The organism is Enterococcus innesii (genome assembly GCF_022846515.1).
Classification (GTDB): domain Bacteria; phylum Bacillota; class Bacilli; order Lactobacillales; family Enterococcaceae; genus Enterococcus_D; species Enterococcus_D innesii.
Map to the genome: position 1 here is coordinate 17305 of NZ_AP025635.1, position 13412 is coordinate 30716.

At 40.7% G+C, this 13412-nt stretch carries 13 protein-coding genes and 1 riboswitch; all 13 genes read left to right on the forward strand.

What is annotated here, in order from left to right:
* Nucleotides 1-173 precede the first annotated feature (173 nt).
* The 13 genes from ENLAB_RS00075 to ENLAB_RS00135 all read left to right on the forward strand — a co-directional run bounded on the left by ENLAB_RS00075 (nt 174) and on the right by ENLAB_RS00135 (nt 13362).
* A complete protein-coding gene (locus ENLAB_RS00075; protein WP_077453470.1) occupies nt 174-506 on the forward strand; it encodes a PadR family transcriptional regulator in 333 nt (110 codons plus the stop codon).
* Nucleotides 503-1459: a permease prefix domain 1-containing protein gene (locus tag ENLAB_RS00080; protein WP_077453469.1), complete on the forward strand. Its 957-nt coding sequence runs from the start codon at nt 503-505 to the stop codon at nt 1457-1459. Before ENLAB_RS00075 ends, ENLAB_RS00080 begins: the two co-directional genes overlap by 4 nt.
* 154 nt (nt 1460-1613) lie before the next feature.
* Nucleotides 1614-1817: a DUF4649 family protein gene (locus ENLAB_RS00085; RefSeq protein WP_034871989.1), complete on the forward strand. Its 204-nt coding sequence runs from the start codon at nt 1614-1616 to the stop codon at nt 1815-1817.
* Nucleotides 1818-2125: 308 nt separating this feature from the next.
* The gene (gene ahpC / locus ENLAB_RS00090; protein WP_005226227.1) at nt 2126-2689 is read left to right on the forward strand and encodes an alkyl hydroperoxide reductase subunit C; all 564 of its coding nucleotides are present in this window, start codon (nt 2126-2128) and stop codon (nt 2687-2689) included.
* A 9-nt stretch (nt 2690-2698) separates the two neighbouring features.
* Entirely contained in the window at nt 2699-4228 is a 1530-nt protein-coding gene (ahpF, locus tag ENLAB_RS00095) for an alkyl hydroperoxide reductase subunit F (RefSeq protein ID WP_086292445.1), read from the forward strand.
* A 356-nt stretch (nt 4229-4584) separates the two neighbouring features.
* Complete coding sequence (locus ENLAB_RS00100; protein ID WP_244352093.1) at nt 4585-6480, forward strand: endonuclease MutS2; 1896 nt, start codon at nt 4585-4587, stop codon at nt 6478-6480.
* Nucleotides 6481-6768: 288 nt separating this feature from the next.
* Nucleotides 6769-6944: riboswitch (M-box (ykoK) riboswitch) on the forward strand.
* A 125-nt stretch (nt 6945-7069) separates the two neighbouring features.
* Nucleotides 7070-8224, forward strand: coding sequence for an FtsW/RodA/SpoVE family cell cycle protein (locus ENLAB_RS00105; RefSeq protein WP_170920146.1), 1155 nt, complete (start codon nt 7070-7072; stop codon nt 8222-8224).
* Nucleotides 8202-9395, forward strand: a complete 1194-nt coding sequence (locus ENLAB_RS00110; protein WP_140965571.1) for an FtsW/RodA/SpoVE family cell cycle protein — start codon at nt 8202-8204, stop codon at nt 9393-9395. The genes ENLAB_RS00105 and ENLAB_RS00110 overlap by 23 nt, the downstream gene beginning before the upstream one ends.
* Nucleotides 9392-10045, forward strand: a complete 654-nt coding sequence (locus tag ENLAB_RS00115; protein WP_142963029.1) for a phosphatase PAP2 family protein — start codon at nt 9392-9394, stop codon at nt 10043-10045. Before ENLAB_RS00110 ends, ENLAB_RS00115 begins: the two co-directional genes overlap by 4 nt.
* A 1-nt stretch (nt 10046) precedes the next feature.
* Nucleotides 10047-10970 (forward strand): LCP family glycopolymer transferase, encoded by a 924-nt coding sequence (locus ENLAB_RS00120; protein WP_081118723.1) that lies wholly within the window; start codon nt 10047-10049, stop codon nt 10968-10970.
* A 205-nt stretch (nt 10971-11175) separates the two neighbouring features.
* Nucleotides 11176-11592 (forward strand): GNAT family N-acetyltransferase, encoded by a 417-nt coding sequence (locus ENLAB_RS00125; protein ID WP_140965576.1) that lies wholly within the window; start codon nt 11176-11178, stop codon nt 11590-11592.
* 77 nt (nt 11593-11669) lie between these two features.
* Nucleotides 11670-12098 (forward strand): hypothetical protein, encoded by a 429-nt coding sequence (locus ENLAB_RS00130; protein WP_189372261.1) that lies wholly within the window; start codon nt 11670-11672, stop codon nt 12096-12098.
* Nucleotides 12099-12261: 163 nt separating this feature from the next.
* On the forward strand, nt 12262-13362 hold the full coding sequence (locus ENLAB_RS00135; protein WP_244352095.1) for an AI-2E family transporter: 1101 nt from the start codon (nt 12262-12264) through the stop codon (nt 13360-13362).
* Nucleotides 13363-13412 lie beyond the last annotated feature (50 nt).

Genomic DNA, 13412 nt, shown 5'->3' on the forward strand with positions numbered 1-13412 from the left:
ACAAAAATCAAGTAACAAGGGGCACGCGTATCAGTTTACTGAGAATGCGTGTCTTTTTTTCATTTTCTAGGACCTACGACTGATTTTTGAGAACTTTACCAGCTTTACTTTACCTGTCGTAGTAATTGTTTTATAATTAGTACGACAGATGAAGTAATTTAGGAGGCGATTGCGTGATCTCGAGTGACGGAATTCGCGGCTATAACGACGCAATCATTTTATCCATTCTTTCAAAAGAAGATTCTTATGGATATGAAATATCCAAGCGTATTCGCGAAGGAACGGATGCCGTATATGTGATCAAAGAAACGACGTTGTATTCCGCTTTTACTCGGTTAGAAAAACAAGGATTGATTCGTTCCTATCCTGGAGAAGTGACGCATGGCAAAAAGCGGACGTATTACCAGATAACTGCAGACGGAAAAGCGAGCCTTACACAGAAACGATTGGAGTGGCAACAGACAAAGATCGTCGTTGACCAGTTCTTACAAGGAGGAGAAAAATGAAAACCATTCATGACTATTTAGACAGCTTATTTTTATCAGTACCCATCACACCGGAAACGAAGAGGGCAAAAGAAGACCTCTTAGCCATTATGGAAGACCACTACTTGGAATTAATCCATCAAGGGAAAAGTGAACACGAAGCCATCGGTGCGGTGATCAGTGAGTTTGGTTCGGTGGATGAATTGCTGCAAGAATTAAATGTTTCTAAAGAAGAGCCAATTGATGATTGGTCCGATGCTATCACAGAAGATGATGCATTTGATTATTGGGGAACTGTGCGCCACTTTGCTTTCTCGTTGTCTTTGGGAATCGGCTTTTGTATCGCAGCTTTTGCAGCTTTGATGCTTTTTGTTAGTTTCTATGCGGAATTATTTGGTGTAATGGTGATGATCCTTTTTATCGCCATCGGGGTTGGTTTTATCATCTCTAGCAGTTTGCACTTTTCCGGTGCTCGTAAACAGTTGGATGATCGTCCGATCAAAAGGGATGCTAAACGAGAAGCCGCTCAGCAACTCGCAAATTATGAAAAAAGTTTTCGAATTGGTCTCGTTTTAGGAATTGGCGCCTGCATTTTTTCGATTGCGCCTGTACTGTTAAGTGAGCTGATTTATTACTCTGTCGAATTCGGTATAGCGCTATTTTTCTTGACGGTTGCAGTAGGTGTGTTCTTTATTATTTATGTAAGTATTATTCGGGCAGGGTTTGCGAAATTGGCTTCGGAAACGTATTTTATTCGCGACGAAGATCATCCTGGTGATCGAGCAACACGTCATAAATATGGCGAATCCGCTGGTAGAGTTACCTTTTTTCGAACAGTCTATTGGCCAGTGATTTTGGTCGTTTACATGCTTTGGTCCTTCATGTTTCATGCATGGGCTTACTCTTGGGTCATTTTTGTTATCGGTGGTGTCTTAGAGGACTACTTTATTGGTCAGACAAAAGCCAAAAAATAAGAGAAGTTTCAACCGAGAGTGCTTTCTTTACTTTTAAAAAAAGGAAGACTATAATACGCCTTGTAACTGAATTAAGTAGAAAAAGAACGGCGAGAAGTGAGATGTTCTCATTGCTTTTTTAAAAGTTCAGAATACAAGAAAAGAGGCAATGGATATGTTAGAAATTCATTATCTGAAAAATGGCAGCAAAGAAGTAACAACAGTTGAATCCCCGGAGCGCTTTCTTGCGAGCCAATACTTGGAAGTCCCACCTTTTCAAGACCATTACCCAGTCGAAGAAGTTTTTCTAGACGGCAAGCGGATCACGTTGAGGGAGCGAACAATCGGTGGATTGTTCAACTATTTCAATACTAAATGAAAAAATTGTCTTTTTCTATGACTCACTTTACATTGTGAGGAATCATAGGGAGAGGCAATCTTTTTTTGTTTAATTGAGAATAGGAGATGTAATTGAGAATCTAACAGGTAGGAACTTTGCTTAGATATGATTACCCAACCTTATTACTATACTCCATTTGCTTTGAATAGAAAATAAATATGCTCATTTCTGAGGAGGATAACATTTTTTTTGACTATTTCTGAATAAACTATTGCATTTTGTAGTTAGATATACTAATAATTAATAGAGATTATTCTCAAATAATTATTCTAATTGGAGGAAATGATATGTCATTAATTGGAAAAGAGATTGGTTCATTCGAAGCGAAAGCTTACCACAATGGAAAATTTATCGATGTTTCATCAGAAGATTTTAAAGGAAAATGGAACGTTGTTTGTTTTTATCCTGCAGATTTCTCATTTGTTTGTCCGACAGAACTTGAAGATTTGCAAGACCAATATGCATCATTAAAAGAATTAGGCGCAGAAGTTTATTCTGTATCAACGGATACCCACTACACACATAAAGCGTGGCATGATCATTCTGATGCCATCAATAAAATCGAATATATCATGATTGCAGATCCTTCTCATGTGATCTCAGAAATCTTTGATGTATTAGACGAAGCATCAGGTTTGTCTCAACGTGGTACATTTATCATCGATCCAGATGGTGTGGTACAAACGGTTGAAATCAATGCGGATGGTATCGGTCGTGATGCTAGTGGCTTGATTGACAAAATCCGTGCAGCACAATATGTTCGTACTCATCCAGGTGAAGTATGTCCTGCAAAATGGAAAGAAGGCGAAGAAACATTAACGCCAAGCTTAGACCTTGTAGGCAAGATTTAGGAGGCTCTCATGGCATTAGATAAGGCAATCAAAGACCAACTGACCCAGTATTTAGCGATGCTGGAATCAGAGGTTGTATTTGCAGCAAGTTTAGGTGAGGATGATTCTTCCACAAAAGTACGTGAATTTTTAGAAGAAATCGCAGAAATGTCGCCAAAAATCACGATTCAAGCTGTAGCAAGCGAACGAACACCAAGCTTTTCGATCAATCGTCCCGGTGAAGAAAGCGGCATTGCTTTTGCTGGTTTACCGTTAGGACATGAGTTCACTTCATTTATTTTAGCGTTGCTTCAAGTAAGCGGTCGTCCGCCGAAAATTGATGAAGCACTACAAAAGCGCATCAAAGCGATCGATAAGCCATTACATTTTGAAACCTATGTCAGTTTGACCTGCCATAACTGTCCGGATGTTGTTCAAGCGTTAAACATTATGGCAGTGCTAAATCCTTCCATCAGTCACACCATGATCGAAGGTGGGATGTTCAAAGAAGAAATTGACAAGAAAAAAATTATGGCTGTGCCAACAGTCTTTCTAGATGGCGAAGAATTTGCAAGCGGCCGTCAAACGATCGAACAATTATTGGAAAAAGCAGCTGGTCCAACGAGTAAAGATGACTTTGCTGAAAAAGAGCTTTTCGATGTTTTGGTCGTCGGTGGCGGACCTGCAGGTGGAAGTGCAGCGATTTATGCGGCGCGTAAAGGTATCAATACCGGGATGGTCGTAGAAACGATGGGTGGCCAAGTGATGGAAACCCTTGGTATCGAAAACATGATCGGTACTCCTTATACCGAAGGACCAAAATTAATGCGTCAGGTAGAAGAGCACATCAACGAATACAAAGTCGATGTCATGAAAGGGCAGCGTGCCAAGGATATTCGTCGCAATGATGTCATCGAAGTTGAATTAGAAAATGGCGCAGTATTAAAAACCAAAACGGCTATTTTAGCAACCGGTGCTCGCTGGCGCAACATCAATGTTCCGGGAGAAAAAGAATTCAAAAATAAAGGTGTTGCCTATTGTCCACATTGTGACGGCCCGTTATTTGCTGGGAAAGAGGTTGCTGTCATTGGCGGCGGAAACTCTGGGATCGAAGCAGCGATCGATTTAGCTGGCATGGCAAAACATGTCTACGTTCTTGAATTTTTACCAGAACTAAAAGCGGACCTTGTGCTACAAAACCGTTTGAACACGTTAGAAAATGTGACTGTTATTACGAATGCCGCAACGAAGGAAATTGCTGGATCCGATCATGTCGAACAATTGACCTACGTTGATCGCGAAACGAATGGCGAATTCACATTAGCTGTGGAGGGTGTCTTCATTTTGATTGGCTTAATGCCGAATACTGAATGGTTAAAAGACCGCATCGTTTTAAACGAGCGTAATGAGATCGTGGTAGACAAACATGGCGCAACCAACATTGAAGGCGTCTTTGCAGCGGGAGATTGTACCGATAGTGTATACAAACAGATCATCACTTCAATGGGTTCAGGTGCTACTGCTGCGTTAGGTGCGTTTGATCATCTGATTCGCTCGTAAGCAGTCAACAGCTACTCATATATGATTTAAATCAGAAACGTCTCAGGAACTTCTAGGAGCTCCTGAACGTTTTTTTGTGGATGAGGGAATTTTAGGGCTGTTGACAGCAGGACAGTTTCTATATTACAATGAAAAAAACTCGTTCAAAAAAGAAAGAGGTATATTGATGAGTGTCGTAGGTATCTAACCAGCCAATTAAAACAAATAAGCAAAAACAGACTGTTTATTTGTTGTGCCTGTAGATACCGATAAAAATCGTTATTGATGAATCAGGTGATGGGAGACTGTCGCTTTTTTTGTACACTTTTTTGGACGGGGATATTACCGGGATCCTCAGGCACAAGAAAGGATCACACATGAATATACCAAAAGCAACTGAATTTGAACAAATCAAAGAACAAGTAAGTAAAAAAATAATCAGCGATTACGGCAAAGCGCGCTTTGTGAATGAAAAACCAGCAGCTACGATCCACTCTGCACAAAAACGAGTGACAGAGACCACTGAAGCGATGGCGCTATTAGCCGCCGGTCGTCAAGTGCCTTTTATGGGGCTGCAGCATGTCTTACACCATACGGAGAAAATTGAAAAAGGGTTTGTTTTAGAACCACAGGAGCTTATCGAATATGGAGACTTTTTACGGTCTTTTCGAATCATCCGTCAATTGTTCGAAAAGAATCAATCGATCGCCCCAAAATTGCATCAATATGCGCAAGGTTTAGAAGACTTTTCTGAAATCGCCGAAATGATTTTCCAAAAGATTCGCAATGGTCAGGTTGATAGTAATGCCAGCCGAGAATTGCGGAAAATTCGCGGTACGATCGAAAAATATGAAGCTGATCTGAAAAAAGTTTTTGCAAAGTTTTTTAAAGAAAGTCGTTATTTACAAGAAAATCGTGTCATCAAAAAGAATGACCGATATACGTTACCCGTGCGTGCTGAATTCCAACAGCAATTTAAAGGAACGATCATCGAACGTTCCAATAAGCGTGCGACTGTCTTTATTGAACCGGAAGCAGCTGCCCGTCTGAATGATCGATTGATCTTGGCACAGGCGGAAGAAACGGCCGCTCAATACCAAGTTTTATCAGAATTGACCGGGGCGATCGCCGAACAAATGAATGCAGTATTTGCCTGTCTTGATATTTTAGTGGTACTAGATATTATTTTTGCTCGCGGAAAGTATTGTCGGGAAATCAATGGGCAACCGATAGCGATCACTGAAGAAGAAGTTTTGCTTCTTGATCAAGTCCGGCATCCTTTGCTGGGCACTGATGCTGTTCCTCTATCTTTAAAACTAGGAGAAGAGAACCGATGTATGGTCATCACAGGGCCGAATGCTGGTGGTAAAACGGTTGTCTTAAAAACCGTCGGACTCGTTTGTGCGATGGCACATTACGGCTTGTTTCCAGCGCATAATGGCAACAGCAGCGTGCCGTTTTTAAAAAGTCTTTGGATGGATATTGGGGATCAGCAAAGTCTAGAAAATTCTTTAAGTACCTTTTCTGGACACATGTCGAATATTGCACAGATCATGACGAATGCCGGCCGGAACAGTATCGTTTTGTTGGATGAAATTGGCAGCGGGACTGAACCAAATGAAGGGGCGGCTTTAGCAATCGCCATTATGGAATCGATCTATCGTTCAGGGGCATTAATGATCGCCACGACTCATTATGGTGAAATCAAGCAATTTGCCCTTGACCATCAAGACTTTGAAACGGCGGCGATGGCGTTTGATGCCAAAACACTGACGCCCAAATACCGCTTGTTGACCAATGCGGTTGGCGATAGCAATGCGTTTTGGATCGCCGAAAAAATGGCGATTCCAGCTGAGGTCGTGCAAACGGCTAAGGAGTATTTAAAGGATAAATCCTATTCTTTTGAAAAGCAGCCTTTTGTGTCGACCAGAAAACGAACCGATCCGCAGGAAGTAAAGCCTGAGCACATTTTCCAAAAGGGAGACCAAGTCTTTTCAGCAGAACATGAAAAACGGGGACTCTTTTATGAATATTTAGAACAGGGGCAAGCGAAAATTTCGATTGAGAAACAATTTTTCGTTGTTGCTGCTCGACGATTGCAACTTCTCACAAAACGAGAAGCACTCTATCCAGCCGGCTATGATCTAGATCAATTATTTTTCGATTTTGCCCAACGTAAATTTACCCGAGATATTGAACGTGGGTCTAAAAAAGCGCAAAAGCAGTTAAGAAAAGCAGCACAAGAGCGTCAAGCCAAACGATCATTTGATTGATCGGCACGGATATATTTATTCAGACAGTGCAAATCAAGAAAGCAGTTCTTTTTCAATCTCTAGAAAAAGAACTGTCTTTTTTTTGGAATGACCGTTTTTTAATAACGTATATTATCGAAGGGGATCCGGTGTTGATCGAATGATTTTCATTGGTTTTTCTTTAAAGGTCGGAAAATATTCGAAATATCTAATTTCTTTAAGAAAAGTTAAAGAAAAATAAAAATAACAAAGAATAGGTTGTATCTTTATTCGAGGAAGGGTACCATTCATATTGGATTGAAAAATAACATATAACCTTGTTAGGTGAGGCTCCTATACAAACATAAGCTATTGCGCAGAAACGTCGAAAGACGCCAATGTGTAGAACAGGAATTGTCGGATTAAGGCTTTTCATAAAATAGCTAAGAAAGGAAAGAACTTTCTTTACGTTGTATAGTGCTAAAACTCGGACGATGAGATTGCTGCGAAAGTCTGACGTCCTAAGAGAAGTGAGACTTTTTTGCTTTTCTTTTGATGGATGAATGAGCTCAAAAGGCAAAATAACTGGTACCGTCTGAACACCTACTCCAAGGCAAGAGGAGTGGAAGCAATGATAGAAAAAAAGAAGATCGATTGGCTGCTGATCATAGCTTATTTGCTATTGAGCCTTATCGGTCTTTTAATGATTTATAGTGCAAGTTCTTACCGTTTGTTAACGAGGGATCAGCCACCAGCGAGTTTATTCTTGCGTCAGCTTGTTTTTCTACTACTTAGCTGGGTGCTCCTTTTCATTATTCAAAGAACACGTCGAGAGATACTGCTTAGTAAGTACTTAGCGATCGGTTTGCTGGCATTTGGGATCTTTACATTGCTCTTAGCACGTGTGCCTTTTTTCGGCGTCTCTGTTAATGGTGCCCAACGCTGGGTCTCAATCGTAGGGATTCAATTTCAACCTTCAGAAATCGTGAATGTCGGTATGGTTTTGTATCTGGCTCATTACTTTCAAACAGCAAAAACCACCCTGCAGGAAATGAAGCGTCCCCTTTTGGTTTTGTTTTTGTGCTGCGTGTTGATCTTGATTCAACCAAAAGTAGCTGGGGTAATGATTTTACTTTTTTTAGCATTTGTCATGATTACTACGGTACAAGTGCCCGTGAAACTAACAGCTCTTTTATTTGGTGGCTTATTGATCAGTCTGTTCTTGATTGCCATGTTGATCATTTTTTTAGGAAACAATGATTTACTGCCCCACATGTTTATGCACGTTTATAACCGCATACGGTTAGTGGGGGATCCATTTTCCGATCCGTATAATCAGGGGTTTCAAATGATCCATTCCTACTACGCTTTGTTCAATGGTGGTCTTACTGGTCTTGGCTTAGGAAACAGCATCACTAAAAAAGGCTTTTTACCAGTAGCAGAAACAGATTTTATTTTCTCAGTTTTAGTAGAAGAACTAGGCTTGATTTTTGGTATTTTTGTAATCGGCTTATTATTCGTGATCATCTTGCGTTTATTTATGCGATCTGCTGCAATTGAAAACCCTCAAATAGGCTTGATTTTATTAGGGACGAGTACGTTGCTTTTGTTGCAAACAAGTATTAATATTGCCAGTATTTTAGGTTTGATGCCGATGACGGGGGTTCCGCTACCATTCATTAGTTATGGTGGTTCTAGTTACTTTATTCTTTCATTTGCCTTTAGTTTATGCCTGAAACTAGAACGAGAGGAGGGCATCCTTAATGAAGTTCCTCAAACGTCATGAAGCAAACTATGCTTTACTGCTGCCGGTTTTCCTGCTGTTTTTGTTAAGTATCTGGGTACAACATCAAGCATCTGTGATGGATGGCAATGATCCTTCAAGGATTGTTTTGCGGCAGATCCTCTTTTGTATTCTTTCGGCGATTGCTCTTTTTGTGACGAGTTTGATTCCTACGAATTTACTCCTCCGCTTTTCTGGTCTTTTGTACTTACTATCCCTTGGTTTGATGGCCTCTCTTCATTGGTTTTATGATCAAACGATGTTCGAACAAACGAACACCAAACGATGGATCAGATTTGGTGCGTTCACGATTCAGCCTTCCGAGTTTATGAAAGTGGCCTTTATGCTGTTTATGGTCTATCTCACCTTAGTTTATGAAAAACGAAAAGCCGAACGAACGATCAAATCCGATTTGATCTATGTCACTAAGATCCTGCTATACAGCTTACCCACGTTTTTATTGATGTTTATGCAGCGGGACTTTGGAACGAGCTTGGTGTTTATCGTGATGTTAGGTGCCTTATTCATCATTTCTGGTGTTCATTGGAAAATACTGACTGTCGTGATCGGGTTGATTGCCACTCTTGGTGCTATTTTGTTGCTGCTCGTATTCACGGAATGGGGCAATCGTGTGTTGTTTCGACTGCACTTCTCACAATACCAATTGGATCGTGTAAGAGCTTGGGCAGATCCTTTCGCTTATCAAGATTCCATCGCTTTTCAACAAGTCCGCAGTATGTGGGCGATCGGTTCCGGAGGCTTATTGGGGGCGCCAGCTACCCATACAACGGTGTATGTGCCGGTTCGTGAGTCAGATATGATCTTTACAGTCATTGGAGAAACGTATGGTTTTTTAGGAAGTACTTTAGTCATCTTCCTTTATTTTTATCTGATCTATCAAATCATTTTTGCTGCTTTAAAAACAAATAACAAAGCATCGGTCTATATTGCGATCACTTATGTGTTTGGTTTAGTTTTTCAAATTTTTGAAAATATCGGAGCGGCGATCGGTTTGCTGCCTTTAACCGGTATTCCTTTACCATTCTTAAGTCAAGGAGGCACCTCACTGATTGCGATCAGCATTGCTATGGGAATTATCTTTGGGTTAGATAAATTTCCGACAAAAGCCAAAAATAGGTCGTATACATTAAAAGAAAGTAGGAGCTTAACATGAGTAAAACAGCAAAAAAAGGAGTGATAGGTGGAGTACTCTTCAGCTGTTTTGCATGGCTGTTTTTCCTTGTTGCATTAGAACCACACTGGTTCCAAAGCATCGACAACCTGTTTTCCCAATTGCCTCAATGGCGGACACCTGCTGTGGAATCGATTTTTCTCCCGCTTGCCAGTACGGCCACGATCATTCCCGTAGCGGCCATTCATTTTCTCTTAGCAAGTATTTTATTTATGCGCAAGCAGCATTTAGAAAGTTTATGGTTGATGGGGAACATGATTGTGATCAGTGGGGTCGGTCAAGTGATCAAGAAAGTAGTTGATCGCCCGAGACCGGATTTTGCTGACAGCATGGAGCGGGCATCAGCAAGTTTTCCAAGTGGACATACATTATTAGCGACCACTTTGATTATTTCTCTCCTCTTTTTCTTAGGGCAAACAGTTCCCGCTAAAAGAGGCAAGCGTCACTTTATCCAAAACCTGGCACTATTTCTTGGAATGATCTATTTGTTGCTGATCATGATGAGTCGGTTGCTATTCGGGGTTCATTATCCCAGTGACTTGCTAGCAAGTATTTTATTGGCAAGTGGGATCAGTTACATCACCTATGCTTTCGTCTTTTCAATCAAAAAACGTGTACTTAGGGGGAAATAAAATGAGTACAGCAAAAAAACTAATAATCATTTTCCTAGTATTGCTGACGGGAATTATTTCAGCAGGAACCGTCTATGCCATTAGGGTGTATTTTCAAGTAGAGGATGTTGCTCACTCGATCCATCGTCCGATCGAAGGACGAGAAGAGGCGGAGGTCATCGAAAATGCTGAACCTTTGAGCCTTCTTTTGTTGGGGATCGCCAATGATTCCCGGCGCAAAACCGATTTTCGTGCAAACACCATCATGGTGGCAACGTTGAATCCTGCCACGCGAAAAACCACCCTCACGAGTATTCCTAGAGATGCCTATGTGGAGATCGTGGGACAAGGATACCATGATAAAATCAATCATGCTCATTCTTTCGGTGGAGCAAAAATGATGATTGAAACCGTTGAACAATACCTTGATATACCGATCCATCATTATTTCTCCTTAAACATGGATGGGATGGCAGATCTTGTCGATGCAATTGGTGGCATCACGGTTGAAAATGAATTTGCTTTTACTGCCGAGAAGATCGATTACCCAGAGGGTACTCTTGAGTTAGATGGCTGGGAGGCACTCCAGTATACCCGTATGCGAAAAGATGATCCAGAAGGCGACTATGGACGTCAGCGCCGTCAAAGAGAAGTGACTGAAATTTTGGCCAATGAGTTAGTTTCACTTTCAAGCGTGATGCGGATTCAGGATCTGCTAACGATTATTGGAGATAATGGCGAAACGGATTTAACTTTTTCACAAATGAGTCGCCTATTCACTCAATATCAATCCGCATTAGGGACCGTCGAGTCTTACCAAATGGCTGGCAGTGGGTTCACGGGTGATGGCTTTAGAGGAGAATATGGGATTTCTTATCAAGAAGTAACGCCTGAAGAACAACAGACGACGAGCCAACGTTTAAAAAATGAGTTGTTGATTGATTAAGCTTTTGGTTTAGAAACAGAGCTAGTGTATTTTTGTTCATCCAGTAAGTTAGTAATTAGAGTTGACAGCCGCTTTTCCTCAGGATACTCTTTAGTCAAGCAAAGCATTACGGCTTGGCGGATAGCAAGAGTTTGTTTGGAAAAGAGCTGTCAGCTCTATTTCTATTGTGCCACCTTTTCGCTATGCTGTCACAAGGAGGAGAAGTATGAAAATCGTTTTTCAAGACCACTTACCATCTGATTCAAATCAAGTACTCGCCTTGTACGAAGGGGTTGGTTGGAGCGCCTACACCAAAGAACCTGAGCGTCTTCTAAAAGGGCTAGCTCAATCACAGGTGATAACGGCCTATGTTGAAGAGCAGCTAGTGGGGCTGATCCGTTGTATAACCGATGGACAAACCATTCTTTATATTCAAGATCTATTAGTTGCACCCGAGTTCCAACGTCAAAAAATCGGTCAGCGATTACTCAAAAAAATGTTGGCGAATCATCCATCGATACGGCAAAAGGTTCTGATTACGGACAACACAGAAAAAACGCGTCGTTTTTATGAAGCGTGTGGTTTTTCTTCTGTGGAAGAGCAACAAATTGCCGCATTTATCTATTTACCAACAAGCGAATAAGGAACAAGAAAATCAATGTGTCACTGAGAATGGCTTTATTTTTAGTTGGTTTGGGTTTGAAGAAGGAGTGGAGAAAAATGAAGATGCGCTTTGCGTTGCTTTTTTTGTGCCTCTTTATCGGTGTTGGCGCCTGTGGGGGAAGTCTGTTGGCGTTTAAAAGCATTGAGCCGTTAAGTCAAGGACAGACATATGCTGGTTTGGAGGCGGCCATGCTGCAAGGAACCCCCTTCACGACCTTCTTAATTCCCGGCTTGTTTTTGTTGGTTATCTTAGGCTTGGGGAATCTGATTGTCGCTATCCTGTTGTGGCTTAACAAAGGATACTACGGGGCAATGCTTTTAGGCATGAGTTTAGTAGTCTGGATCATCGTGCAAGTCATCTTATTACGAGGATGGAATGTCTTGCATCTGATTTTCTTTTTATTAGGTTTATTCCAGTTTGCTTCAGCAGTCTACTTTGTCAGAAGCATGCATCTCCCGTTGCCGTTTTCAGCTCATCAAAATTGATTAGACTTGTGAAATAAAGATGAAAAAAAATTAAATTAATTGAAAGTTTGCTATGGAAAACGTGGATTTTTGAAAAAAATCTTCTTGAAATCACCCTTCGTTTTTAAAATTATGCTAAACTGAAAGAAGTTGAATTATTTTCTAGAATCAGGAGGATTTATTATTGGAGTTTCTTAAAAGATCAAAAATTTTTGCAGGTCTAGTGATTGTCTGTCTCTTAGGGATCGCGGTCTGGATCTATTCAAATATACTGTTTGTCTTTCGACCACTGGAAGCCATCTTTTCTAGTGTCTTTTTACCAGTATTGATTTCGATTTTTATTTTTTACATCTTTTTACCTTTCTTTAATTGGGTGAAAAAAAGAACGAAAAAGAAAAGTATTGCGCTATATTCGACATTGCTGCTGATCGTTTTTGCAGCGTATTTGATCGTTCAGGTGATTGGACCAGCATTAGCCTATGAGATGGGGCGTTTTATCAATCAAATTCCCATCATCATCAATTTGGTGATCGATACTATTGATCATTCTTATTTAGAAGAATTATTTGGTCCTTTTATTGATTCGATTGATATTTCCCAAGCTAGCAACTTTGCCTTACAGTTTATTACCGGGGCAACCAATAGTCTGACGAGTTTGATCTCCATCGTTTCTCATTCAGCGATCGTCTTGTTTACGATCCCACTGTTATTAGTGTATATGTTTAAAGACGGTGAGAAAGTTCCTGATTTTTTGGCAAGTAAGACACCGAAAAACTATCAAGGCTTAATGCGACAACTTTGCAGTGATTTCCATCAAGCAGCGTCAGCGTACATTGGTGGGAAATTGTTGGTTTGTTCTTACGTTGCAGTTTCTAGCTATTTGATTTTTTCTTTGCTAGGTTTGCAGAATGCGTTGCTTTTAGGCTTAATTTGTGGTGTTCTGGACATTATTCCTTATTTTGGTCCCTTTATCGGAGCGGCACCAGCCTTTTTATTTGCGTTAAGTCAAGACATTCGAACAGCTATTTTTCTGATTGTCGGAATCACGATCATTCAGTTAGGTGAATCGTATCTTGTTTCACCATTAGTAATGAAAAAAGTACTGCATATCCATCCAATCATTGCGGTGTTTTTATTATTGATCGCTGGCAACTTGCTTGGATTTGTGGGCATGATCGTGGCACTGCCAGTGTATTCGATCGTGATGGCAATGTCTGGTACATTGTTGCGCTTTTTTCAGGAGCGGAAATTAGAACGATCTGTAATTGATAAGGATTCATTATAACGAAAATGTTCTACCTTGCTGTTGGAGCGATCTCCATCAGCAGGTTTTTT